We start from the raw sequence: 26,215 nt of genomic DNA on the forward strand, positions 1-26,215 counted from the left end.
TATCAGGAATCGGCCAGCTTTGCATATGCAGTCTTGCGGCGTTCCGCCGCGCAGATCGTTGGAAACTCTTGGTGGTTGCCGATGGCTTGAAAATCGGGCCAGGCATGTCAAATGTCCTGATATGACCGACAGCTCCCTGGATTATGACGTTATCGTAATAGGCGGCGGCCCGGCCGGATTGACGGCTGCGATTGCCCTCGCCGACGCCGGCGCGCGGACCGCGCTGTTGGCGCGCCGCGCTCCCTATGCCGACAATCGGACCACCGCGCTGCTCGGCGCCTCGACCGAGATCCTGGAGCGGCTCGACGTCTGGCGGCGCTGCAGCGACAAGGCCGCCGCGCTCAAGACCATGCGCCTCGTCGACGACACCGGCCGCCTGATCCGCGCCCCGGAAGTGCGGTTCTCCTCCGACGAGATCGGCCGCGAGCAGTTCGGCTTCAACATCGACAATCGCTCGCTGGTCGCAGCGCTCGAGGAGCGTGCCGGCGAGATGGCCGCGCTGACGCGGTTCGACGACGAGGCCGCCTCGGTGCAACCGGATGATGCTGCGGTCACCGTGGTGACGCGGCAGGGCCAGACGTTATCGGCCCGGCTCGTGGTCGGCGCCGACGGACGCAATTCACTCTCGCGCGAGGCCGCGGGCATCGAGGTGGTCAGCCGCGAACTCGGCCAATCCGCCCTCACCTTCAACATCGCCCACAGCCGGCCGCACCGGAACATCTCGACCGAGTTTCACACCGAGCACGGCCCCTGCGTGTTCGTGCCGCTCAGCGGCAACCGCAGTAGCGTGGTCTGGGTCTCGGCGCCCAAGGAGGCCGAACGGCTGAAGGCGCTTGGCGATGACGAATTATCCGAAGCGGCCGAGCGGCAGTCGCATTCGATTCTCGGGCGCGTCGAGGTCCAGGGCGGCCGCCACGTGTTTCCCCTCGCCATCGAGCGGCCCCGGCAATTCGCCAAGGACCGGATCGCGCTGGTCGGCGAATCCGCCCATGTGCTGCCGCCGATCGGCGCGCAGGGCCTCAACATGGGGCTGCGCGACGCCGCCGATATCGCCGAGATCGCAGGCGAAGCGATCGGCCGCGGCGAGGATCCCGGCGCGCCAAATGTGCTGTCGCGCTACCAGGCGGCGCGGCGACCCGATGTCGCCAGCCGGACCTGGGCGATCGACATCGCCAACCGGTCGCTGCTCAGCGATTTCCTGGGCGTGCAGACGGCGCGTGCCGCCGGCCTGCATCTGATCGGCGCCTTCGGCCCGCTGCGGCGGCTCGCGATGCGCGAGGGCCTCGCGCCGTCATGGCGGCGGTAGCGTTCGTCTAAAGCGCGACGAGATCAGCTTGAATCGTCATCGCGCTTTAGCTCCTTGTTTGAGCATGATCTTTTCGGAAAACCGCTTCGCACTTTTCCGGATGATGCTTTACGGAAACACCAGCCGTCCGCTCTGGATGAACCACATCACGCTGGTCAGCGTGACCACCGAGGCGAAGGTGCCGATCAGCACCGCAACCGACGCTGGCTCGATCCAGGTGTCGTTCTGCCGTGCAATCACGAACACGTTGAGCGCCGGCGGCAGCGAAGCCATCAGCACCGCGGTCGCAGCCCACGGCTGCGCGAACGGACCGAACAGCAGCATCAGTCCGAAGGCCAGCAGCGGATGGATCAGAAGCTTGATCGCGACCACGCCCGGCACCTCCCACGGCACCCGCTCGAACGGCCGCAGCGCCACGGTGATGCCGAGCACGAACAGCGCCGTCGGCGCGGCGGCGTTCTGCAGGAACTGGATGGTGCGGTCGAGCGCGACCGGAATCGGGATGTGAAACGCGGCGACCAGCGCGCCGAACACCGCGGACATGATCAGCGGGTTCTGCACGATCTGCCGCAGCACCACGCCGAAGGCGTGCAGCAGCGAGGGATGGTCGCGGTCGGTGAGCTCGATCAGGAGCGGCACGATCGAGAACAGGAAGATGCTGTCGCAGCAGAAGATCAGCGCGGTCGGCGCCGCTGCCTTGGTGCCGAGCACGGCGAGCGCGAGCCCAGGGCCCATGTAGCCGATATTGCCGTAGGCGCCCGACAGGCCCGCAAGCGTCGCCTCGCGCAGCGACAGCCCTCCGATCAGCTTGCCCGCGATCATCGCCAGGAAGAACGCGATCACGGTTCCAAGCGTGGTGGCGATCAGGAATGGCGGGTTGTTCAGCTCGGCGAACGGTGTCTTCGACATGATCCCGAACAGCAGCGCCGGCAACGAAACGTAAAGCAGGAAGAAATTCATCCAGGCGAGCCCACTCTCGGGCAAACCCTTGGCTTTTCCGCACGCGTAGCCGATGAAGATCAAGCCGAAATACGGCAACGCCAGATTGAGGATATCGATCATTCTGAAAGTAGTTTCTCGGCCGGATTTCGGGTCGTTTCGGCCCGGCTGGAATCGGTAAACCGGGGTTAATTCGAGGCTTAGCCCCTAGCATCGGCCACAATGTTGGTCTATCGACGAACCATGATCAAAGCGCGCACCGCCAAATTCCAGATCGGGCAGATCGTCCGTCACCGGGTGTTCTCCTTCCGGGGCGTGATTTTTGATATCGACCCGGAGTTCAACAACACCGAGGAATGGTGGCTGTCGATCCCCGAGGACATGCGGCCGCACAAGGACCAGCCGTTCTATCATCTGCTCGCGGAAAACTCGGAGACCGAGTACGTCGCCTATGTGTCCGAGCAGAACCTGCTGCCCGACGATTCCGGCGAGCCGATCCGGCACTCGCAGGTGGCGGAGATCTTCGTGAAGGACAAGTCGGGCGGCTACCGTCCGCGCAACCCGTCGCTGAACTGACGCGCGGCGCCTGTCCGGCGACGGACGCGGCGGTGCTGCTTCCTGCTCATACCCCCTCACGCGCGGCCAGCGCCGCCGCGATCGCCCAGACCGCAAAACCCGCCAGCGCAAGTCCGGCGCCGACGAGACCGGTCGAGGTCCAGCCGTAACCGGCTGCGACGGCCATTCCGCCGAGCCACGGCCCCAGCGCATTGGCGACGTTGAAGGCGGAATGGTTGAGCGCCGCGGCGAGGCTTTGGGCTTCGCCCGCGACATCCATCAGCCGGGTCTGCAACACGGTGGCAAGCGCTCCGCCCAGCCCGATCAGGAACACGTCGGCGCTCAGCGTCCAGAAATTCGCCGCCGCCAGCGGATACAACGCCAGCGTCGCCGCCGACCACAGCAGCAGCCCGCCCGCGGTTGCCATCAGCGCGCGGTCGGCAAAGCGCGGCACGATGATGTTGCCGGCGGTGAGGCCAGCCCCGAACACGCATAGCGTGACGGGCACCAGCGCGGGCGACGTGTGCGTCACCGCCAGCATGGTCGACGCCAGATAAGTGTAGACCGAGAACAGTCCGCCGAAACCGATGGCGCCGATCCCAAGCGTCAGCCAGACGTGCTTGCGCCTGAGCGCCGAGAGTTCACGCAACGGGCTCGCGTTGCTGTTGGCGACGTCACGCGGGGCGAAGATCAGGACCAGGATGGCGGTCAGGAGCGCGAGACCGGCAACGATCGCGAAGGCCCAGCGCCAGCCGATCGCCTGCCCCACGCCATTTGCGAGCGGCACGCCGATCGTCGTCGCGATGGTGAGGCCGAGCAGCACGCGGCCGACGGCCGCCGTGCGCTTGTCGATCGGGACCAGCGAAGCCGCGACCAGCATGGCGATGCCGAAATAGGCGCCGTGCGGCAGCCCGGCGAGGAAGCGCAGCACCAGCATGGTGTGGTAGTCGGGCGCGAGCCCGGACAGGCCGTTCATCAGCGCAAAGAAGCCCATCAGCGCGATCAGCAGCGTCCGCCGCGCCATGCTCGCCGACAGCACAGCGATCACAGGCGCGCCCACCACGACGCCGAGCGCGTAGGCGCTGATCGCGTGACCGGCCTGGGGCTCACTGATGTGCAGATCATGGGCGAAGAACGGCAGCAGGCTCATGGTCGCGAATTCGGCGATGCCGATCGCGAACCCGCCCATCGCCAGCGCGAGATGAACGATGCCCGGATGAACGCTCCCGGGGGCGTTGTCCTGGTTGAGGCGCCCGCCGGCATCGGCCGGAGCACGCCCGGTCGGCGGCTCCGAAGGCCGGGAGAGCGGTTCCCGCCGCTGCGTGTTGACTCGCTGGGACATTGGGAGATTTCCATGATTGCGAACGGCGGACGGGCTTGCGACCCGAGCAAAGTCCAGTCGCATCGCGCCATCACGCTTCCGCACGGCGGCCAGGGTTCGCGCAGAACCACGCGCAGATTTGCGCATCGAAGGCGCGCGTGCCGCGCTTTCGTCTGGCCTCCCGTGACGGATTTATGATTGGGCTTCGACGCCGGACTTGTCCGGACAAGGCAACGACGACGCGGCTCGGCGCGATCGATTTGCCTTGAGGCGACCATCGCACACGACCCGCGCGATCACCAGCGCGGCAGGCTGCCATCAGCCAGTCTGTTTCGCATGACAAAAAAGGCGCCCTTGCGGGCGCCTTTTGCTTGCGACGGTCTCGCGCTTTCTTGAACGCGTGATCGACGTTGTTACTTGGCTGCCGGATTGGCCGGAGCCGGCGCAGCGGCACCGCCCGCGCCCTCCAGCTTCTTGCGCTGTTCTTCGGCGCGCTTCTGCAACTCTTCCTGCAGCTTCTTCGAGTTTTCCTCGAACACCTTCGGATCGGTCGGCGGGCCGTCATAGGCCTTGGCGAATTCGGTGTTGAGCGGCAGCGGCAGCGTCAGCGGCGCGCCATTCGAATTGATCGCCTGAACCACGAGGTTCTGGCCCTTCTTCATGTTGGCGATCAGCTCGGGGGTTGCTTCATAGTCGGACATGCAACCGTTCTGGAAACAGATCACATAGGGCGCCTGCTGCGGCGGGTTGCCGTCGACGATGATGCGGGTGCCGTGAACCAGCTGCATGCCGAGCGGCAGCGTGACGCGCAGGATCTTCTTCGGCTCGCCTTCCGGCTCGATGATCACGGCGGCAATCACCGGCTGGCCGGACTCGATGCGGCCGTCCTTGCCGGTGAAGCAAACCTGCTTGGCGTTGGCTTCCTGGCCCTTCAGGCAGAACTTGGTCCAGGGAGCGTAGATGAGCTGGATCTGCTGATCCTGGGGCGGCTGCTGGGCGGCGGCGGCGGGCGCCTGACCTGCGGCCGGTGCTTGTGCGGCTGGTGCCTGGGCTGCGGGTGCCGGCGCCTTCGGAGCTGCCTTCGGTGCCGCCTTGGGCGCTGCCTTCGGTGCCGCAGGCGCCGGCGCTGCCGGCTGCTGGGCCCAAGCGGCAGGAACCAGGAGCGCTGCAGAGAATGCCGTCGCCGCCATCAGGGCAACAATTCGCCCATGCGGCCGGACCGGGGCGGCCAAGATACGGAAATTCATTGCGGAAGACCCTTTCTGAACGGCAGCGCCCGAAACCGCTGCAGGCGCCGACACATAGCCGTTTGGGCGGCTGTCTCCTAGTCAATTGAGGCGGATACGTGACAGGCGTTCCCGCCCTCCAATTGCACGCCTTCAATACAGCGGCGCGCGGAAAGATCAATGCCGACAAGCGCATTTGCGCCCATGTGACGGCGAGTTTCAGCGCCCTGTGATAAACCTTCAGGCGTGACGTTTCGCGAATCAAATCCGGCGCCTCACGCACGTGTTCCCGGGCACGTTTGGCGCGCCGCATTGGCCGTCGTCTGGCTTGTCCTGGCATCCATCCCGGCATTCCTGACGAGCGCGCTTGCCCCTGCGGCCGCCACCGAGAGCCACGCCATCGCGATGCATGGCGCGCCCGCGCTCCCGGCCGACTTTACTCACCTGCCCTACGCCAATCCTGACGCCCCCAAGGGCGGCCGTCTGGTCCTGAGCCCCCGGGACGGCACCTTCGATAGCCTCAATCCCCTGATTGTCAGGGGTCTCGCGGTGCAGCAGCTCCGGGGCTACGCCTACGAGCGCGGCTATGTCTACGAAAGCCTGATGGTGCGGAACAATGACGAGCCCTTCACGCTGTACGGCCTGCTCGCCCGCAGCGTCGAGACCGACGATGCCAGAAGCTATGTGACATTCCACATCGATCCACGCGCGCGCTTCTCCGACGGGCACGAGGTCACGGCGGACGACGTCGTGTTCTCGCTCGAACTGCTGCGCGATCACGGCCGTCCGCTGCATCACCAGTATTATTCGAAAGTCGCAAAGGCCGAGGTGCTCGATCCGCGCACGGTGCGGTTCGATTTTGGCGGCATTGCGGACCGCGAATTGCCGCTGATCCTCGGCCTGATGCCGATCCTGCCGCGCCACGCCACCGACGTCTCCAAATTCGAGGAGACTACATTGGCGCCGCCGATCGGCTCCGGCCCGTACCGCGTGACGGCGGTCAAGCCCGGCAGCAGCGTGACCTTCACCCGCAATCCGGATTACTGGGGGCGCGACCTGCCGGTGAACCGCGGCCTCTGGAATTTCGACGAGATCAGGCTCGATTACTACCGCGACGCCAACGGCCAGTTCGAGGCGTTCAAGCGCGGCCTCTATGACTTCAGGACCGAGCCCGAGCCGCTGCGCTGGCATGACGGCTACGACTTCCCCGCCGCGAAAAGCGGCGAAGTGATCCGCGACACCATCAAGATCGGCACGCCCGATCCGTCTGAATTCCTGGTGTTCAACACCCGGCGGCCGAAGTTTGCCGACGTCAGGGTGCGCCAGGCGCTGCTGATGCTGTTCGACTTCGAATGGATCAACCGCAATTACTATTTTGGACTCTATTCGCGCGCCGGCGGCTATTTCGCCGGCTCGGATTTGTCGGCCTATGGCCGCCCGGCCGATGACCGCGAACGCGATCTGCTCAAGCCGTATCTGTCGCATATTGCGCCCGACATTCTCGAGGGCCGCTATCGCCTTCCCGACACCGACGGCTCAGGCCGCGACCGCACCGTTCTGCGCAACGCGCTCGCGCTGCTGTCGGAGGCGGGTTACGCGCTCGACGGCACGCTGTTGAAGCAGCGCTCGACCGGGACGCCGCTCCGGATCGAAATCCTGGTGACGACACGCGAGCATGAACGGATCGCCCTCGCCTATCAGCGCGACCTGAAGCGAGCCGGCATCGACGCCGCGGTCCGGGTGGTCGACGCGGTGCAGTTCGAGCAACGCCGGGTCGCCTATGACTTCGACATGATCCCCATTCGCTGGGACCAGTCGCTGTCGCCGGGCAACGAGCAGTGGTTCTACTGGGGCAGCCAGGCCGCCGACGTGCCGGGCACCCGCAACTACATGGGCGCCAGGGATCCGGCCATCGACGCCACGATCGCCGCGCTGCTCGCGGCGCGGGAGCGGCCGGCCTTCGTCTCGGCGGTGCGGGCGCTGGACCGGGCCCTGATGTCCGGCTTCTACGCTATCCCCCTATTTAACTCGGGAGAGCAATGGATCGCGCGCTGGAATCGGATAGAACGGCCTTCGGCCACCGCGTTGACGGGCTACCTGCCGGAGACCTGGTGGCAGAAGCCCGGCGCGCAATCCAGGTGAGCTGCCAAGTGAGCTGCGACCCGACGCGGCATGGTCCGACCTGATCGAAGCGATGCAACCGACATTGAACCTGTGAACCAGTCGATCACCTCGCCCACGCTCGATACGCTGTTCAAGCGCAGCTTGGCGCGGCAACCCGAGGCGCTGGCGCTGGTCGACCCGATCAACAAGCAGCGCGTCACCGGACAGACCCGCAAGCGCCTGACCTATGCTCAGGCCGACCGCGCGATCTCGGCGATCGCCGCCCACTTCGTCGAGAGCGGATTGCCGGCCAATACCGTGATCGCGGTTCAGCTTCCCTCGACGATCGAATTCGCCCTGACCGTGCTCGCCGCCTATCGCGTTGGCCTGGTCGTGGCGCCGTTGCCGCTATTGTGGCGGCAGGCCGAGCTGACCTCCGTGCTCAACCGCACCGCGGCGCGGGCGATCGTCACCTGCGGCAGGATCGACGGCGTCTCCTACGCCGACATCGCCATGAACGCCGCGGCGGAAGCTTTTTCGATCCGCCATGTCTGCGGGTTCGGCACCGATCTGCCCGAAGGCATGGCGTCGCTCGATGACGCGATCCTGCAGGACTCCCGGACCTCGCGCCCGATGATCCAGGACGGACGCAAGCCGGCGCTGATCTCCTTCGACGTCACCAGCGAGGGTTTTCGTCTGGTGCCGCGCGCGCATTTCGGCCTGATCGCCGGCGGGCTCGCGATGTCGCTGGAGAGCGACCTGGCACAGGGCGCGACCATCATGTCGGCATTCGCGCCGATGTCGTTTGCCGGCATCTGTTCGTCGCTGGTGACCTGGCTGCTGTCGGGCGGAACGCTCGTCATGCATCACCCGTTCGACGAGGAAGCGTTCGAAACCCAATTCAACGAGCATGCCTGCGACACGCTGATCGCGCCGGCGCAGCTCGCGCTGCGGCTCGACGAGTGCGGCCTGTCGGAGCGCCTGCCCACCCTGCGCAACGCGATCGGCCTCTGGCGGACGCCGGAGCAGGTTGCCTCCAGTGCGCACTGGACGTCGCGGCGGGTGACCATGACCGACGTCTATCTGTTCGGCGAGGCCGGGCTGTTCGGCGCCCGCCGCAGCGCCGAGGATGGATCGCCCGCCCTGATCAAACCCGGTCCGCACAGCGCGCCGCGTGAGGCGCCCGGCGCATCGATCGCCGGCGAGATCCTGCTGACCCCGAAGGGCACGCTGGGCCTGCGCGGCCCCATGGTGCCGGTCGCCGCCTATGCGCCGCCGCCCCCGGGCGACAACCTGATTGCGCCGCCGCCGCGTGATTACGTCGACACTGAATATGCCGCGCGGGTCGACCGCGCGACCGGCGCCGTCAACATCACCGCCCCGCCGTCGGGGGTCATGACGGTCGGCGGCTACCGCTTCCTTGCCCAGGAGTTGCAGGAGTGGGCGCGCCGGCTCGGCCAGGGCGCATTGTTGACGGCACTGCCCGACCGCCTGAGTGGCCACCGGCTGGCCGGACGGGCTCAGGACAATGCGCGGGCTCGCGACGCCCTGACAGAACTTGGGCTTAACCCGTTGATGGTCGAAGCATTTCGCGACCGCCGCGGCACCGGAATGCCTTAAAATCTTATCATTGCGTTAGTCTTAGCATTGTGTTGACGCCGCATTAAGCCATGCCAATTAGCATCGTAACCGTTTGCTGATCTTAAGGATTGGTTTCGAGCGTTCGAATGTCTCAACAAGGTCCGGTCCTCATCGTATCGGCGTCGGCAAAGCCGCCGTTTGCCGCGGTCCTCGATGAGACGAAACTGTTTCCGGTCGTGGTCACCGACTGGCACGAGGTCGGACGCGCCATCGAGCAGGTCAAGCCGGCCGCGATCATCGCGGCCGCCGAGCGCGTCGACTTCGTCACCCTGTCGGGCCTGGCCAAACGCGCCGCCGCCCGCGCGCCCTATCTGCCGCTGATCGCGGTCGATCCCGCGACCACCCTGCCCGACACCGTCATCGCGTTCTTCCAGCACAAGGGCATGCCGGATCGCTTGGTCGCCCGGCTCAACGCGTCCTTACGCGTTCGCGCCTTGCATGCGACCGTGATGCGCCGCCTGGTGCCGCCCACACCGATCGCATTATCCGATATCGATCCGGTCGGAGAGGCCACCGCGCTCCTGATCGGTCGCGGCGGCGCCTACCCGGCCCTGTCGGTCGCGCTCGGCGAACGCGCCGGCGTGGTCGGCGCGCTGAGCATCGAGGCGGCCGCAAAGCATCTCTCCAACCGTGACATCGACGGCATCGTGCTGGCCGAAGGCTTCACCCCGCGCGTGATGGATGCGTTCCTGACGGTGCTGACCGAGGATGTTCGCTTCCGCCCGTTGCCCGTGATCGTCGCCTCCGGTGAGCTGACGCCGCGTTACGAGCTGCCCAATCTCGAGATCGTCACGGCCGGGCCGACGCGCGTCGGCGACATGGTGTTGCCGATGATCCGGCAGCATGCCTTCGAGGCGCGGCTCGGCCGCATGCTCAAGGCGATCGACGCCAAGGGCCTGATCGATCCGCGCACCGGCCTGCTCACCAAGGCCGCGTTCGAGCGCGACTTCGCGACCGCCGTCTACCAGACCGCCGAGCGCGGCGGCGCGCTCTCGGTGGCGCGGTTCACCTTCGACAACACGCAGCCGCGTGCGCAATTCGACGGCGCGCGGATCATCAGCCGGCTGATGCGCCAGGCCGATTTCGGCGCCGTGCACGACGACCGGTCGCTCGTCGTGGCATTCGCCGGGACCGACCTGCGCAACGCCCAGGCGATCACGCGGCGATTGGCAAGCGTGATGCGCCACACCCAGAACGGCCGCCGCGACACCAGGGCCGAGCCGGCCGTCAGCATCGCAACGCTGCTGCCGGGCGATTCCGCCCTCTCGCTGCTCGGGCGCCTGTTCGGCACGCCGGAACGCGCGGCGTCGTAGCAAGCTCTATGCCGCTTGTCAGTTGCCGCGATCGCTGTGCAGGCAGCGTCGGCAGCAGGCGAAGCCACCTTTTTCTCGGCGGTGGCTCCGCATGCCCCTCATCGTCAAGCCTCACGCATGCTGTGGCTGCGCAAGCTGGCTGACCTGCATCGCCGGCGGATCGACAACCAGGGTACCGCCATGGCCATCACTCGAGGTCGTGAAGGTCGAGGCCATGTAGTTGCCGAGCAGCGCAATACTCGCCGCGACGGTGCCGTCCGTCACCGTGAGCGTTCCGTGCGATGAGTCTCCGCTGAAGCTCGGAGTCTGAACGTTCGCGAAATTGATGTTCGCGAAATCGATCGCGTCCGAACCGGTCATCCCGGCGACGGTTCCGCTAAAGCTCGCGGAATTGTCGAGCTTCAGCGTCCCCGTCGAGCCCTGGAACGCCACGGTGGCACTCGAAGCCCCCGGCAATTCCAAGGTAGCGCCCGTTGCGATGCTGGCGCTGCTCGGGCTCTCCCCCGTTACGTTGAAGGACTGCCAGGCCCCCCACGCAGTGCCGTCATAGGCCCGGATCCAGAGCTGGTCGGAGCCCGAACCAGCCTGATAGGTCGCCTGGGAAAGCTGTGCCGCGGTGACGTCGATCTCGGTATTCGCCGGCTCGTTGATGCCGCCGACGTTCCAACGTCCATTGGTGTTGGAATCCCACAGCGCATACTTCGTGATGGGATCGCCGTCGGCGTCCGTCGCCGTGACGAGGTTCGCGGCAGCAAAGGTCTGCCCCGAGACCGTCACGACGTTCGCGACCGCGACCGTCGGCGCCTGGTTCGTCGCGGTGGCCGTGAAGGCCGTCCAGCTGCTCCACTCGCTGCCATCGTTGGCCCGCACGTAGAGCGTATCCGACGGCGAGCCGCCCGGACCGAACACGTAGCTGACCTGTGACAGGTTCGCCGCCGCAACATCGATCTCGGTGTTGGCGGCCTGGACGACGCCGTTGACCACGAAGTGGCCGTTGTCGCCGGTGTCCCAGAACGCGTACTGGGTCATCGTATCGCTGTCGGCGTCAGTGACCGAGAACAGGCCGGTCGCTGCGATCGAATGGCCGTGAATTCCGCTGACATTCGCCGCCGTCACGACCGGAGCATGGTCAGGCCCCGGTGTTGCCGTGAACGCAGCCCAGCTGCTCCACTTCGATCCGTCGTTGGCCCGCACGTAGAGCGTGTCCGACGGCGAGCCGCCGGGACCGAGCACGTAGCTGACCTGCGACAGGTTCGCCGCCGAGACATCGATCTCGACATTGGCGGCCTGGGCGACGCCATTGACCACCCAATGGCCGTTGCCGCCGGTGTCCCAGAACGCGTATTGGGTGATCGCATCGTTCTCGGCATCGCTGACCGAGAACAGGCTCGAGGCGAGCACCGAGAACTGGCCGTGATTGGCGGCGACGTTCGCTGCCGTCACCACCGGAGCCTTATCGACCCCTGGTGTTGCCGTGAACGCAGCCCAGCTGCTCCACTTCGATCCGTCGTTGGCCCGCACGTAGAGCGTATCCGGTGTCGAGCCGCCGGGACCGAACACGTAGCTGACCTGCGACAGGTTCGCCGCCGAGACATCGATCTCGACATTGGCGGCCTGGGCGACACCGTTGACCACCCAATGGCCGTTGCCGCCGGTGTCCCAGAACGCGTACTGGGTGATCGCATCGTTCTCGGCATCGCTGACCGAGAACAGGCTCAAGGCGAGCACCGAGAGCTGGCCGTGACTGGCGGTCACGTTCGCTGCCGTCACCACCGGGGCCGTATCGACCCCCGGCGCTGCGGTGAACGCGGTCCAGCTACTCCACATCGATCCGTCATTTGCCCGCACGTAGAGCGTATCGGGCGCCGAACCGCCGGGACCGAACACGTAGCTCACCTGCGACAGGTTCGCCGCGGCAACATCGATCTCGACATTGGCTGCCTGAGCGACGCCATTCACCACCCAGTGACCGCTGCCTCCGGTGTCCCAGAACGCGTACTGGGTCATCGTATCGTTGTCGGCATCCGTCACCGAGAACAGGCTCGAGGCGAGCGCCGAGAACTGTCCGTGATTGGCGGTCACGTTCGGCGCCGTCACCACCGGGGCGGTATCGGGGCCCGGTGATGCCGTGAACGCAGCCCAGCTGCTCCACGGCGATCCGGCGTCCTTCGCCCGCACGTAAAGCGTATCGGACGCCGAGCCGCCGGGGCCGAACACGTAGCTCACCTGCGACAGGTTCGCCGCGGCAACATCGATCTCGACATTGGCCGCCTGAGCGACGCCATTCACGACCCAGTGGCCGTTGCCGCCGGTGTCCCAGAACGCGTACTGGGTGATCGGATCGCTCTCGGGATCCGTGACCGAGAACAGGCTCGAGGCGAGCGCCGAGAACTCCCCGTGATTGGCGGTTACGTTCGCTGCCGCCACGACCGGCGGATCATCGATCCCCGGTGTTGCCGTGAATGCGGTCCAGGCACTCCACTTCAATCCATCATTGGCCCGCACGTAGAGCGTATCGGGCGTCGAGCCGCCGAGCCCGAACACGTAGCTCACCTGCGACAGGTTCGCCGCCGTAACATCGATCTCGGTGTTGGCCGCCTGGGCGACACCATTGACCACCCAGTGGCCGCTGCCTCCGGTGTCCCAGAACGCGTACTGGGTCATCGTATCGTTGTCGGCATCGGTGACCGAGAACAGGCTGGAGGCAAGGGCCGACACCTCCCCGTGCGTCGCGGTCACGTCCGGCGCCGTCACCACCGGAGCGGTGTCGCCTCCCGACATTGTCGAGAATGCAGTCCAGCCTCCCCACAACATCCCGTCGCTTGCCCGCACGTACAGCATGTCGGGCGCCGAGCCGCTCGGACCGAACACGTAGCTCACCTGGGACAGGTTCGCCGCCGAAACGTCGATCTCGGTGTTGGCGGCCTGGGTGACACCATTGACCACCCAGTGACCGTTGCCGCCGGAATCCCACAAAGCATATTGTGTGATTGGATCGCCGTCGGGATCCGTCGCCGAGAAGATACTCGTAGCCGGAACCGAAAGCTGCAGGTGCTGTCCTATGAGGTTTGCTGCCGTCACGACCGGAGCCCGATCGGGCCCTGGTGCTGCCGTGAACGCGGTCCAGCCGCCCCACAGCGTTCCGTCGTTCGCCCTGATGTACAACGTATCAGGCGTCGACCCGACCGGACCGAAGACGTAGCTCACCTGCGACAGCTGCGACGCGGTAATGTCGATCTCGGTGTTGGCGGCCTGGGCGACACCATTCACAACCCAGTGGCCACTGCCGCCGGTGTCCCAGAGCGCGTACTGGGTCATCGTATCGGGATCCGGATCGCTCACTGTGAACAGGCTTGACGCGGCAACCGACGTTTGGCCGTGCGTCGCAGTGACGTTGGCGGCTATCACGGTCGGCGGGGTATCGACGAACGCCTTTGCCGTGAATTGAGTCCATCCGCCCCAGAGCGTGCCGTCATTGGCCCGCACGAAAAGCGTATCGGTCGAACCGCTTGGACCGAACACGTAGCTCACCTGCGACAGGTTCGCCGCCGTGACATCGATCTCGGCGTTGGTGGGCTGGACGGTGCCGTTGACGACCCAGTGTCCGTTACCTTGGGTATCCCAGAACGCGTATGCGGTGATGGGATCGCCATCGGCGTCCGCGGCGGTGAAAAGGCTGGAAGCCAGCGCAGCGCTCTCACCCAGGGTTGCCTGCATGTTGGATGCGGATGTCACCGGTGCGATATCGGCACGCGTCGTGAGCAGCGTGCCGGTGCCGGAATCCGCGCCGATGCTGAACCGCACGCCAGGCGTCTGATCGAGTTGCAGATCGAAGGAGGAAGCCCCCTCCGTGACGTGCAGGACATTGCCCGCAAGCAAGGTCGCCGCCCCACCCGATACGAAGTTGAGGCCCGCCAGATCGATGCTGTCGCCCAGCACCAGACTGCTGATGGTCGTGCCGGCCAATGAGGTGCCATCGATCTTGAGCTGCCCGCCGGACCCGCTGAAGGTGATGTCGCCGCTCGCGACGCTGCCCGCCTGCAATTCGACCTGGCCGCCCGAAATCGTCACCGGACCAGCCGACCCGCCTGACGAAACGACCTCCCTGCCACCGGCAAACACGGCCACATTGCTGGTGGCGGCCCCGGCCACGTTGAACGTGCCGCCGCTGGAGACGGCAACATGGTGGGCAGTCGCGCCGGACATAACGTTCAATACGCCGCCACTGCTGACGGTCGTGTGGTCGATCGCGCCTCCCGACGACACGTTGACCATGCCGCCCGAAATCCCGGTTCCCGAGCCGGTCACGCCGGTGACCACGCCTCCGGAGAACACGTTCTCGATGCCGCCGGCAAACACCGCGACGTTGCTCAGAACCGTGCCGCCGACGTTGAAGATGCCGCCGCTAGAGACGGAAATATGGTCCACCGTCGCGCCGGACGAGACATTCAGGTCGCCGCCACTGAAGACGGTCGCATATTCGAAGGAAGCTCCGGAGAGAACGTCGACCAACCCGGAAATTGCGGTCCCCGAACCGGTGACGCCGGTGACCGAGCCGCCCGCAGAGACGATTTCGTGGCCGCCGCCCTGGATGGTGACATTGCTGGTGATCTTGCCCTGCACGTTGAGCGTGCCGGACACGTTGATCATGCTGGCCGAACCTCCGGCCAGCACGTTGAGCGTCGCGCCGGCTGCGACGGACGTTCCGGTGCCGACCGTGCCACTGATGGTGCCCTGGATGACGCCACCGGACGAGACGTTCTCGACGCCGCCGCTCGACACCAGAACCGTATTGGACGTAGTCCCCGTCACGTTGAGCATGCCGCCTGCCGAAACCGTCGTGCCGGTGGCAAACCCGCCAGCCAGCACGTCAAGCGTTCCACCGGAGACGAGCGTTCCACTGGCCCTGCCGCCGCTGCTGACATACATCGTCGCGCCGCTTGCAACGACGGCATTCGTATCGCTGCCCGCAACCGTATCGGTACCGCCGGAAGAGACGGTCGTGCCCGTATCGCTGCCGCCCTTGCTGATGGTCAGAAGCCCGCCGCTGCTGACGGTGGTGCTGACCGCCGACCCGCCCGAGGCAACGAACATCGAACCGCCATTGAGCACGGTGTCACCGGTGTCGGTCTGGCCGCTCGACACGGTGTAGGACGATCCGCTGCTCACGGTCACGGGGGCGCTTTCGATAACGACCGTACCGCCATTGCTGGTCACGCCCGTGACGTTGGCGCCGGCAACGATAACCAAGGTGCCGCCGCTATTGACGACGATGCCGCTCGCGGTGCCGCCGGACGAAACCACTTCCGTGCCACCGGAGCTGATCACTGTGCTGCTGGCGATACCGCCCGCCATGACGGTCTCGGTGCCGCCGGCGCTAATCATCGTGATCCTGGCGATGCCGCCGGACGAAACGATTTCGGCTCCGCCGGAACTGATCACCGTACTGCTGGCAATGGGGCTGTACGGGCCGCCGCCCCACACGATCTGTTCACCGCCCGCGATCAGCGTGGTGGAGATCGCCGTTGCGCTTCCGCTGTATTGGCCACTGCCGACGTATTGGATACTGCCGCTGCCGGTGACCGTCGTGTTGACGGCTGTGCCTGTTGCAATATAATTATATGGCGCAACAAGCTGGATTCCACCGCTGGTGATGGTGGTATTGCTTGCGACACCATGACCGGCGCTTCCGAAGGCGGCATAGCCGATCCACTGCGTTCCGCCCGCGATTGTCGTGTTGGTTGCAACGCCGCCCCCAAGAAATCCGACGATCTGTTCGGAACTGCTTTGGATCGTGGTGTTGGACGCGAGGGCGCTGCCTACGAAGTTGTTGTTGTATGTGTCGGAGACGTATTCGTATCCTCCGTTCTCGATCAAGGTGCTGATCGTGGTGCCGCCCCACATTTGTTCGCTGCCGCCACTGAGGGTGGTGTTGATGGTTGTGCCGTTGAATAGTCTAATCCCGCCGCTGCCGACCGTGGTGTTGCTTGCGGTCGAGCCACTGTAAACGGCCATTATGCCGCTGTTGATGGTCGTTCCAATCGCCGTTCCAGTTCCGGTTGCGTTTGACGGAGTGGTGCCGAGGACCACACCTCCACCACCGTTGACCACGGCGTTGACGAGTGTGCCAAGAACATAAATCTGCCCGGCACTATTGGAAGAACCACTGGAAGTCGTGTCGCCGATATCCGTAGCGCCGGAGGAAACAACGACGCTCCCGGCATTTACGGTGTCGCTGATATAGCCGCCGTTCAGCACGTAGAGCGTGCCGCCGTACTGGACTGTGTTGCTAGTCTGTGTGTCGGACACAGAAACGGTGCTGCCGCTGGCAACGTTCACACCCATCAACCCCTCCCCCGAAAAAACTGATCTCGAAATCCAATAAATCTGTCCGGCAACTCGCCCCCACGACCGAGTCTGGCCGATTGCCCGACAGTTGAAGCAAACGCCCGCCAGCCCTCACCAACTCACTTGGCGCGGGGTCTTAATCACCGAGTTTTGGAGAGCAGTTGAAATGCTGGCGGGACGCGAACCAGATTCAAGTTGCTACGTCATCCAAAATTACAAATCGCCGATCTGAACTAAAAACACGATCAGCATACAATTCGCCCAAAAGCCGTCAAGGTCCGGGTCGCGAAAGTTCAATGTTTCTCGCCGGTTGTTCACATTGTGGAGCGGTCGCGCCCGCCTCAGAATTGTTTCTGAATATGAACTGATGTTTCAAAACCGTCGTGGCCAGGACAAGCCCGGGCATGACGAGTCGGCGGGAGCGCCGATCGCCTCAAGCCGCAGATGCAACAGGCCACCCGGGAGGATGAGCCTTATGCAGCCTTCTTGCTCTCGGCGAGATTGGCGAGCTGGCGCAGGATCTCGGTGGTGCCGGCGAGCCGCTCTTCGGGCGTATCCCAGTCCTGGAAGAACACCACCTTCATGTCCGGCCGCACCTTGGCGGCCTGGCCGTGCTGGCGGATGAACATCACGAGCCGCTCCGGATGCGCGAAGCTGTTGTCGCGGAACGCGATCACGGCACCCTTCGGGCCGGCATCGACCTTCCCGACATTGGCCCTGCGGCAGTAGGCCTTGATCGCGGCGACCTTGAACAGGTAGCGCACCTCGTCCGGCAGCACGCCGAAGCGATCGCGCATCTCGGCGGCGAAGGCGTCGATCTCGTCGTCGGTCTCGAGATCGGCGAGGCGGCGATAGAGCGACAGCCGCACGCTGAGATCGTTGACGTAGTCCTCGGGAATCAGGACCGGCATGCCGATCGTGATCTGCGGCGACCAGCGGTCGGCGGCGGGCTCGGCGACGCCGGCCTTGAGGTTGATGATCGCCTCCTCCAGCATCGACTGGTACAGCTCGAAGCCGACTTCCTTGATGTGGCCGGACTGCTCCTCGCCGAGCAAATTGCCGGCGCCGCGGATGTCGAGATCGTGCGAGGCGAGCTGGAAGCCCGCGCCCAGCGTCTCCAGCGACTGCAGCACCTTCAGCCGCCGCTCCGCCTGCGCCGTGATCTTCTGCTGTGCCGGCAGCGTGAACAGCGCATAGGCGCGCAGCTTCGACCGCCCGACGCGGCCACGCAGCTGGTAGAGCTGGGCGAGACCAAACATGTCGGCGCGGTGCACGATCAGCGTGTTGGCGTTCGGGATGTCGAGACCGGATTCAACGATCGTGGTCGAGAGCAGGATGTCGTATTTGCCGTCGTAGAACGCGGACATGATGTCCTCGATCACGGTCGGCGGCATCTGGCCGTGGGCAACCGCGACCTTCATCTCCGGCACGTTCTTGTCGAGGAAATCCTTGACGCCGGCGAGATCCTCGATCCGCGGCACGACGTAGAACGCCTGCCCGCCGCGGTAGCGCTCGCGCAGCAGCGCCTCGCGGATCATCAGGGGATCATGCGGCGCCACGAAGGTGCGCACCGCGAGGCGATCGACCGGCGGAGATGCAATGATCGAGAGCTCGCGCACGCCGGTCAGCGCCAGTTGCAGCGTGCGCGGGATCGGGGTTGCCGACAGCGTCAGCACATGGACCTGGGCGCGCAGCTGCTTCAGCCGCTCCTTGTGGCTGACGCCGAAGTGCTGCTCCTCGTCGACGATCAGGAGGCCGAGGTCCTTGAACTTGATGGCCTTGCCGAGCAGCGCGTGGGTGCCGACCACGATGTCGACATTGCCGTCCGTGAGCCCCTTCTTGACCTGGTTCAACTCCTTGGTCGACACCAGCCGCGACGCCTGCGCCACGTTGACCGGGAAGCCGCGGAAGCGCTCGGTGAAGGTGCGCGAGTGCTGCCGCGCCAGCAGCGTGGTCGGGACCACGACCGCGACCTGCCGGCCTTCAAGCGCGACGGCGAACGCCGCGCGCAGCGCCACCTCGGTCTTGCCAAAGCCGACGTCGCCGCAGATCAGGCGGTCCATCGGGCGGCCGATTTCGAGGTCCTTCAAGGTCGAGTTGATGGCCCCTAACTGATCCTCGGTCTCCTCATAGGGGAAGCGCGCGCAGAACTCGTCATAGACATGCGGCTGCAGCGGGAATTTCGGCGCCTCGTGCAGCTGCCGCTCGGCCGCGATCTTGATCAATTCGCCGGCGATCTCGCGGATGCGGTTCTTGAGCTTCGCCTTGCGCGCCTGCCAGCCGCCGCCACCCAAACGGTCGAGCTCGACATTGGCGCTGTCGGAGCCGTAGCGCGACAGCAGCTCGATGTTCTCGACCGGCAGGAATAGCTTGGTCTCCGCGGCATAATGCAGCTCGAGACAGTCATGCGGCGCGCCGGAGACTTCCAGCGTCTGCAGCCCGACGAAGCGGCCGATGCCGTGCTCGACATGGACCACGAGATCGCCGGTCGCAAGGCTCGTCACCTCGGAGATGAAATTGTCGAGCTTGCGGCTCGCCTTGCGCGGACGCACCAGGCGGTCGCCGAGAATGTCCTGCTCGCTGATGACGGCGAATTCGTCGGTCTCGAAGCCGGACTCCATGCCCACCACAGCCAGCATGGTCTCGTTGCGCGGGGTCGCCTGCACGATCCGCCAGGTGTTGACGCTGGTCGTGTTGAGCAGCTTGTGGTCGCGCAGCATCGCGCCCATGCGGTCGCGCGAGCCCTCGCTCCACAGCGCGACGATCACCTTCTTGCGCTGCGACTGCAACGCACCGATATGGCCGACCACGGCCTCGAATACGTTGACGTTGCCGTCGGCTCGCTCCGGCGCGAAATTGCGGCCCTGCCGCGCGCCGGCGTCGAACACGTCGGGCGAGCCTTCCGGCACCGCGAACGGCGTCAGCCGCGCCAGCGGTGCCTCGCCGAGCAGCCTGGTCCATTCGGCCTCGGACAGGTAGAGCTTGTCCGGCGGCAGCGGCTTGTAGATCGCGCCGCTGCCCGGATGCTCCAGCGCCTCGCGCCGCGCGTCATAGTAGTCGGCAATCTGCGTGAAGCGCTCGCGCGCGGCGTCCTCGCCCTGCGGCTCGATCGCGATCGTCGCACCGTCGAGATAGTCGAACAGCGTGTCCATCCGCTCCTGGAACAGCGGCAGCCAGTGCTCCATGCCGGGATGGCGCCGTCCCTCGGAGACCGCCTCATAGAGCTGGTCGTCGCGTCCCGGCGCGCCGAACGCGGCGACATAGCCCATGCGGAAGCGGCGGATGGTTTCGGTCGTGAGCTGGAATTCGGACACCGGCACGAGGTCGAGCCCGCGCATGTCGAGCAGCGTGCGCTGGGTCTCGGCATCGAAAGTGCGGATCGATTCCAAAGAGTCGCCGAAGAAGTCGAACCGCACCGGCTGGTCGAGGCCGGCCGGAAACAGATCGAGGATGCCGCCACGGACGGCATATTCGCCGGGCTCGCGCACCGTGGACGAGCGGGTGTAGCCATTGTGTTCGAGCCAGGCGACGACGGAGTCCATCGGCACGACATTGCCGGGCGCAACCGACAGCGCCTGCGCCGCGACCTGATCGCGCGCCGGTACGCGTTGCACGGCGGCGTTCACGGTCGTGAGCACGATCAGCGGCTTGTCGCTGCCGACCAGCCGCGACAGCTTGGCGAGCGCCGTCAGCCGCTGCGCCAGAATGCCGGAATGCGGCGAGACGCGGTCATAGGGCTGGCAGTCCCAGGCCGGAACCTGCATGACAGCGATATCGGGTGCAAAGAATTCCAGCGCGCGGGCGAGCTGCTGCATCCGCGCGCCGTCGCGGCACACCACGGCGAGGCTGACCGCCGCCCGCTTCGGCTGCGCGGCAATGGCGCGCGCCAGATCGGAGATGACCAGCCCTTCGGCGCCCTCGGCGACGTTGGCGATGGTCAGCACCCGGCCGGGCGCGAGCATCGCGGCCGGCGATTTCATCGGCTGCTTCATGCGCTGGGATCCGCGACCTGGAACGCCTTGATACGGGCAAACAGCGCGGTGGCATATTCGGCCGCCAGCACCTTGTCGCCGGTCAGCGCGGCATAGAGGTCGGGATCCGGCACCTCGATCAGATGCTCGAGCTCGCCGATCTCCTGGTCGGAAAGGTCCGCGATGGTCGCATCGGCAAAGCGGCCGAGGATCAGGTCCATCTCCCGGGTGCCGCGATGCCAGCAACGAAACAAAAGCCGCTTGCGGCGGTCATCGAGCCCGTGGCTCGATCGTGTCGATCCCGTCATGTCCCAAAATCCATCGAACGCCAAAAGCCCGGACGTGCCGGGCGGGGCTTGATATAGCGATGGGGACGGCCGATGTCAGCCCTCTTTCGTCGCCTGAGTGGCATGCCGCCACGGCCGAACCTGCAGACAGGACCGGCCACCCATGCCGGCTCCAAAAAAAGACGTGGATGCCCGGCACAAGGCCGGGCATGACGTGTCAAAACGGACCTAGATTCTCCTGATGCGCCCCAGCCTGCTCAATCCGCTGTTTGCCCAGGTCACGACCCTGCAGGGTGTCGGCCCGAAGCAGGACAAGCTGCTGCGCTATCTGCTCGACCGCAGCGAGACACCGCGACTGGTCGATCTGCTGCTGCACCTACCGGCGAGCGTGATCGATCGGCGCGCACGGCCGAAGATCCGCGATGCCGCGGTCGGAACCATGGTGACGCTCGAGGTCACCGTCGACCGCCATCGTCCGCCGCCACCGCGCAATTCGCGCGCGCCCTACCTCGTCTATGCCAGCGACGACACCGGCGACGTGGTGCTGACCTTCTTCCGCGCCCAGCCCGGCTATGTCGAGAAGCTGCTGCCGGTCGGCGAGAAGCGCTACGTCTCAGGCACGCTCGCGATGTATGACGGCATCCCGCAGATCGTGCATCCCGACCGCGTCGTCGATGAGGCCGGCTTTGCCAAGCTCTCCGGCATCGATCCGGTCTATCCGCTGACCGAGGGGCTTGCGATCGGCTCGCTCCGCCGTGCGATTGCGCAGGCGCTGACCAAGCTGCCGGATCTGCCGGAGTGGATCAGTCCGGAGGTGCTGCGCCGCTGCAACTTCCCGCCGATCAGGGAGGCGCTGACCCGCGTCCATGTTCCGGTCGAGCTGACCGACATCCTGCCCGATGGTCCGTTCTGGTCGCGGCTCGCGTTCGACGAACTGCTCGCCGGCCAGCTCGCGCTGGCGCTGATCCGCGCCACGCTGCGCCGCCCCGCCGGCGTCCGCAATGCCGGTGACGGCCATCTGCGCAACCGGATCATCGACGCCCTGCCCTATGCGCTGACCAAATCGCAGCAACACGCGGTCGCGGCGATCATCGCGGACCTGCAACAGCCGGTGCGGATGCTGCGCCTCCTGCAGGGCGATGTCGGCTCCGGCAAGACCGTGGTGGCGCTGCTGGCGGCCGCCGCCGTCGCCGAAGCCGGCAAGCAGGCCGCGTTGATGGCGCCGACTGAAATTCTGGCGCGCCAGCACATCAAGACCATCGCGCCGCTCGCCGAGAGCGCCGGCATGCGCGTCGCCATCCTCACCGGCCGCGAGAAGGGCAAAGAGCGCCGCGAGCTCCTGGCGCGGCTCGAGGCCGGCGAGATCGACCTTTTGGTCGGCACCCACGCGCTGATCCAGGACGACGCGATCTACAAGGCGCTGGCGCTCGCCGTGGTCGACGAGCAGCATCGCTTCGGCGTACGCGAACGTCTCGCACTGACCTCGAAGGGCGAGGCCGTCGACGTGCTGGTGCTGAGCGCCACGCCGATCCCGCGCACGCTGGTGCTGACTTACTTTGGCGACATGGACGTCTCGGAGCTGCGCGAAAAGCCCGCCGGCCGCCAGCCGATCGACACCCGCGCGGTGCCGATGAGCCGGATCGAGGACGTCATGGACGGCGTCGGCCGCGCGCTCGGCGCGGGCAAGCTGGTCTACTGGATCTGCCCGCTGGTCGATGAATCCGAGGCCGAGGGTACCGAGCACCTCACCAACGCGACCGAGCGTTTCGAGTCGCTACAGAAGCGGTTCGGCGATCGCGTCGGCCTGGTGCACGGCCAGATGAAGGGCACCGAGAAGGATCGCGTGATGGCGCAATTTGCCGCGCACGAGATCGGGCTCCTGGTCGCAACCACGGTGGTCGAGGTCGGCGTCGACGTCCCGGCGGCGACCATCATGGTGATCGAGAACGCCGAACGCTTTGGCCTCGCGCAACTGCACCAGCTGCGAGGCCGCATCGGCCGCGGCTCGGAAGCCTCGACCTGCCTTTTGCTGTACAAGGAGCCGCTCGGCGAGATGTCGAAGGCGCGGCTGAAAGTGATCCGCGAGACCACCGATGGCTTCCGGATCGCGGAAGAAGATCTGAAGTTGCGCGGCGAAGGCGACGTGCTCGGCATCCGCCAGAGCGGCCTGCCCGGCTATCGCATCGCGCGCTCCGAGGTGCACGGCCAGCTCATCACGCAGGCGCGCGACGAGGCGCTGCGGATCATGAAAGACGATCCGAAGCTGAAGGGCGAACGCGGCGAAGCGCTGCGCTGCCTGCTCTATCTCTACGAACGCGACGAGGCGGTGCCGCTGATCGGCGCAGGGTAGCTGCCCCTACTCCACCTTCGCCGGCGCCGGCTGAGTGGCCGGCTGCAACGAGGCCTGGTTGGCGACGCGCGCGGCGTTGGCCATGCCGGCGAGCGCTGCGGCGCGCTGCTTCTGGTCGTTGGCGCCGGGCTGCACCACGCCGGCCGACATGATCAGGGTCGCGGCGTCCTCGGTGCTCATCTCGATCTCGATGATCTTGCTCCTCGGCACGTAGAAGAAGAAGCCGGTGGTCGGGTTCGGCGCGCACGGCAGGAACACCGAGATGTGCTCCTCCTCGCCGGGCAGGCTGGCCGCGAGCTCGGCGCTCGGCGCCTGCGAGATCAGCACGATCGACCACATCCCGGGCGAGGGAAACTCGACCAGGCCGACGCGGCGGAAGCTCGAGCCGTTGCCGGAGAACAGCGTCTCGAACACCTGCTTCAGGCCGCGATAGATCGCACGCACCGCGGGAATCCGTCCGAGCAACCGCTCGCCGAGATCGACAAGGGTTCGCCCGATCAGATTGGCGGTGAGGAAGCCGAGCAGCGTGAGCGCGATGACGGCGACGATCAGGCCGGAACCCGGCAATCCGAACGGCAGATAGGTTTCCGGCCGATAGGCCGTGGGCACGAACGGGCGGACCAGATTGTCGACCCAGTTCACGAACCACCAGGTCAGATAGAAGGTGATCGCGATCGGCCCGGCCACCACCAGGCCGGTCAGGAAATAGTTGCGGAACCGCGCCATCAGCCCGCGGGGAGTGTCCGGGGGCAGTTCACCTGGCGCGGGGGGAGGCACTTTGTTGGACGTCATTGCTGTTCCAGATCGTCGAAGCGGCCGTCCTCACCAGCATGATCCGGAAAAGTGCGCCGCGGATTTCCGAAAAGATCGTGCATAAACAAAAGGCTAGCGCGAGATGATGATCCTGCCCCGAACTTCGGCGCGCAGCCCCCCTGAGCTAAGCCATTCTAGCAGGTTTTTGAAGGGCTGCGTGACAGCGTCACTTGCGGCTATTCGACCGTGACCGATTTGGCCAGATTGCGGGGCTGATCGACGTCGGTGCCCATCACCACGGCAGTATGATAGGCGAGCAGCTGCACCGGAACGGCATAGACCATCGGCGCGAAGGTCGACCCCATGTCCGGCATCACGATCGTCACCAGCGACTGGATGGTCGCCTCCGCGGCGCCCTTGGCGTCGGTCATCAGGATGATCTTGCCACCGCGGGCGGCGACCTCCTGCATGTTGGAGACGGTCTTCTCGAACACCTTGTCATAGGGCGCGATCACCACGACCGGCATGTGCTCGTCGATCAGCGCGATCGGACCGTGCTTGAGCTCGCCGGCGGCATAGCCCTCGGCATGGATGTAGGAGATTTCCTTCAGCTTCAGCGCGCCTTCCAGCGCCAGCGGATAGCTGGTGCCGCGGCCGAGATAAAGCACGTCGCGCGACTTCGAGATCTCGCGCGCCAGCTTTTCGATCTGCGGCTCTGACGTGAGCGCTTCCGACATCAGACGCGGAATCTCGACCAGGCCATGCACCAGCTTGGCCTCGTCGGCATCGGACAGCTCGCCGCGCGCCTTGCCTGCGGCAACCGCGAGCGCGGCCAGCACCATCAGCTGGCAGGTGAACGCCTTGGTCGAGGCGACGCCGATCTCGGGACCGGCAAGCGTCTGCAGCACGGTCTCGCTTTCGCGCGCGATCGTCGAGGTCGGCACGTTGACGACGGACAGCGTATGCGCGCCCTGCGCCTTGGCGTAGCGCAGCGCCGCCAGCGTGTCGGCGGTCTCGCCGGACTGCGAGATGAAGATCGCAAGGTCGCCCTTGCGGAGCGGCGCTTCGCGGTAGCGGAATTCGGACGCGACATCGAGCTCGACCGGAACGCGCGCCAGCCGCTCGAGCCAGTATTTTGCGACAAAGCCGGCATAGCTCGCGGTGCCGCAGGCCGTGATCGAGATGCGCTGGATTTCCTTGAAATCGAACGGCAGCTTGACCGGCAGGGCGACGCGCTCGGTCGCCATGTCGACATAACGCGCGAGCGTGTGCCCTACCACTTCGGGCTGTTCGTGGATCTCCTTCGCCATGAAGTGGCGATAGTTCGCCTTGTCGACCAAAGCCGTCGCGGTGGTGTGCTTGATCGCTTCGCGGTGGACGATCGCGTTGTCCTTGTCGAAGATCGTCGCGCCCTTGCGGTTCAGCACCACCCAGTCGCCGTCCTCGAGATAGCTAATCGTATCGGTCAACGGCCCGAGCGCGATCGCGTCGGAGCCGAGATACATCTCGCCCTCGCCATGGCCGACCGCGAGCGGCGGGCCGTTGCGGGCGCCGATCATCAGGTCGTCCTCGCCGGCGAAGATGAATCCGAGCGCGAAGGCGCCGCGCAGCTGCGACAGCACCGCCCTCACCGCCTCGACCGGCGCGACGCCGCCCTTGAGCAGATTGTCGACCAGATGCACCACGACCTCGGTGTCGGTCTCGGTCGAAAACACCGCGCCCTTGTGCTCGAGTTCCTCGCGCAGCTCGCGGAAATTCTCGATAATGCCGTTATGCACCACGGCGACGCGTTCGGTGGCGTGCGGATGCGCGTTGTTCTCGGTCGGCCTGCCGTGGGTGGCCCAGCGGGTGTGGCCGATGCCGGTGTGGCCGCCGAGCGGCTTTGCCTCCAGCAGGGCCTCGAGATTCTTCAGCTTGCCCTCGGCGCGGCGCCGCGCCAGGGAGCCGTTCTCCAACGTGGCGACACCCGCGGAATCATAGCCGCGGTACTCCAGCCGCTTGAGCGAATCCACCAGTTGCTCCGCGACCGGAGCGCGTCCAAGAATGCCGACGATGCCGCACATGCGGTTCAATGTCCCCAATAATCGCCGAAAATTTGCCAA

General features: G+C 65.8%; 14 protein-coding genes. 6 read left to right on the forward strand and 8 right to left on the reverse strand.

What is annotated here, in order from left to right:
• Positions 1-121: 121 nt before the first annotated feature.
• On the forward strand, positions 122-1,306 hold the full coding sequence (locus HU230_RS13160; protein WP_176531295.1) for a UbiH/UbiF family hydroxylase: 1,185 nt from the start codon (positions 122-124) through the stop codon (positions 1,304-1,306).
• Between the two features lie 108 nt (positions 1,307-1,414).
• Here the strand turns inward: HU230_RS13160 and HU230_RS13165 are convergent, their stop codons facing one another.
• On the reverse strand, positions 1,415-2,368 hold the full coding sequence (locus tag HU230_RS13165) for an AEC family transporter (protein ID WP_176531294.1): 954 nt from the start codon (positions 2,366-2,368) through the stop codon (positions 1,415-1,417).
• 120 nt (positions 2,369-2,488) lie between these two features.
• On the opposite strand from HU230_RS13165, the gene hspQ reads away from it, so the two are divergent.
• Complete coding sequence (gene hspQ, locus HU230_RS13170) at positions 2,489-2,821, forward strand: heat shock protein HspQ (protein ID WP_024584048.1); 333 nt, start codon at positions 2,489-2,491, stop codon at positions 2,819-2,821.
• Between the two features lie 46 nt (positions 2,822-2,867).
• Here hspQ and HU230_RS13175 read toward each other — a convergent pair whose 3' ends face one another.
• Entirely contained in the window at positions 2,868-4,142 is a 1,275-nt protein-coding gene (locus HU230_RS13175; RefSeq protein ID WP_176531293.1) for an MFS transporter, read from the reverse strand.
• A gap of 392 nt (positions 4,143-4,534) precedes the next feature.
• Complete coding sequence (locus HU230_RS13180; protein ID WP_176531292.1) at positions 4,535-5,368, reverse strand: invasion associated locus B family protein; 834 nt, start codon at positions 5,366-5,368, stop codon at positions 4,535-4,537.
• A 384-nt stretch (positions 5,369-5,752) separates the two neighbouring features.
• On the opposite strand from HU230_RS13180, the gene HU230_RS13185 reads away from it, so the two are divergent.
• The 3 genes from HU230_RS13185 to HU230_RS13195 all read left to right on the forward strand — a co-directional run bounded on the left by HU230_RS13185 (position 5,753) and on the right by HU230_RS13195 (position 10,404).
• The gene (locus HU230_RS13185; RefSeq protein WP_176535037.1) at positions 5,753-7,489 is read left to right on the forward strand and encodes an extracellular solute-binding protein; all 1,737 of its coding nucleotides are present in this window, start codon (positions 5,753-5,755) and stop codon (positions 7,487-7,489) included.
• Between the two features lie 72 nt (positions 7,490-7,561).
• Positions 7,562-9,070 carry an AMP-binding protein gene (locus HU230_RS13190; protein ID WP_176531291.1) on the forward strand — a complete coding sequence of 503 codons (1,509 nt, stop codon included), beginning with the start codon at positions 7,562-7,564 and terminating at the stop codon, positions 9,068-9,070.
• Between the two features lie 107 nt (positions 9,071-9,177).
• Positions 9,178-10,404: a GGDEF domain-containing protein gene (locus tag HU230_RS13195; RefSeq protein WP_176531290.1), complete on the forward strand. Its 1,227-nt coding sequence runs from the start codon at positions 9,178-9,180 to the stop codon at positions 10,402-10,404.
• A gap of 111 nt (positions 10,405-10,515) precedes the next feature.
• On the opposite strand, the gene HU230_RS13200 is transcribed toward HU230_RS13195, so the two are convergent.
• From HU230_RS13200 to HU230_RS13210, 3 genes are all read right to left on the reverse strand, one after another.
• On the reverse strand, positions 10,516-16,749 hold the full coding sequence (locus HU230_RS13200; protein WP_176531289.1) for an AIDA repeat-containing protein: 6,234 nt from the start codon (positions 16,747-16,749) through the stop codon (positions 10,516-10,518).
• Between the two features lie 476 nt (positions 16,750-17,225).
• Entirely contained in the window at positions 17,226-20,744 is a 3,519-nt protein-coding gene (gene mfd / locus HU230_RS13205) for a transcription-repair coupling factor (protein WP_176531288.1), read from the reverse strand.
• The gene (locus tag HU230_RS13210) at positions 20,741-21,031 is read right to left on the reverse strand and encodes an FAD assembly factor SdhE (RefSeq protein WP_176531287.1); all 291 of its coding nucleotides are present in this window, start codon (positions 21,029-21,031) and stop codon (positions 20,741-20,743) included. Before HU230_RS13210 ends, mfd begins: the two co-directional genes overlap by 4 nt.
• Before the next feature lie 220 nt (positions 21,032-21,251).
• Between HU230_RS13210 and recG the strand changes: the two genes are divergently transcribed.
• Positions 21,252-23,360, forward strand: coding sequence for an ATP-dependent DNA helicase RecG (gene recG / locus HU230_RS13215; RefSeq protein ID WP_176531286.1), 2,109 nt, complete (start codon positions 21,252-21,254; stop codon positions 23,358-23,360).
• A 6-nt stretch (positions 23,361-23,366) separates the two neighbouring features.
• On the opposite strand, the gene HU230_RS13220 is transcribed toward recG, so the two are convergent.
• Positions 23,367-24,152 (reverse strand): DUF502 domain-containing protein, encoded by a 786-nt coding sequence (locus HU230_RS13220; RefSeq protein WP_176531285.1) that lies wholly within the window; start codon positions 24,150-24,152, stop codon positions 23,367-23,369.
• A 197-nt stretch (positions 24,153-24,349) separates the two neighbouring features.
• Positions 24,350-26,176 (reverse strand): glutamine--fructose-6-phosphate transaminase (isomerizing), encoded by a 1,827-nt coding sequence (gene glmS / locus HU230_RS13225; protein ID WP_176531284.1) that lies wholly within the window; start codon positions 26,174-26,176, stop codon positions 24,350-24,352.
• Positions 26,177-26,215: the final 39 nt, after the last annotated feature.

The organism is Bradyrhizobium quebecense, assembly GCF_013373795.3.
In the GTDB taxonomy this organism is placed as follows: domain Bacteria; phylum Pseudomonadota; class Alphaproteobacteria; order Rhizobiales; family Xanthobacteraceae; genus Bradyrhizobium; species Bradyrhizobium quebecense.